A 366-nucleotide genomic window follows, 5' to 3' on the forward strand; every position below is an offset into this window, starting at 1 on the left:
CGATCTGCCCGGCGCAGATGCCGTATTCGTGGTTATGCAGTTGCTCGGGAAACTGCACCTTGGGGTCTTTAAGCCAGGTGAGGATGTCTCGTCGTACTGGGTGTGCCAGGGCTTTTATTATTTCGTCGAGGTCGATGGGCATGGCGGTTGCTCGTTGCTTGCAGCGTTATATCGCGATGAGGCGAACTTTAAATCGTTGAATTCCGATATACCAATATGATTTTGGTCTTAAATCATTACTTATCGGTATATCGAGTTATAACGATATGTTGGTCGCAGTGCTAAGCTGCGTCCATGAATTATCTCGCACATCTGCACCTTGGCGGCCAGCGCCCGGGTCAATTACTCGGCAGCCTGTATGGCGAT

The 366-nt window shown here is 50.0% G+C and carries 2 pseudogenes; one reads left to right on the plus strand and one right to left on the minus strand.

The window, feature by feature from the left end:
• Positions 1–142: pseudogene (locus SB756_RS28510) on the minus strand (transcriptional regulator); the annotation flags it as partial.
• 152 nt (positions 143–294) lie between these two features.
• On the opposite strand from SB756_RS28510, the pseudogene SB756_RS28515 reads away from it, so the two are divergent.
• A pseudogene (locus tag SB756_RS28515) lies at positions 295–366 on the plus strand (ACP phosphodiesterase); the annotation flags it as partial.

The organism is Pseudomonas sp. SIMBA_068, assembly GCF_046534705.1.
In the GTDB taxonomy this organism is placed as follows: Bacteria; Pseudomonadota; Gammaproteobacteria; order Pseudomonadales; family Pseudomonadaceae; genus Aquipseudomonas; species Aquipseudomonas putida.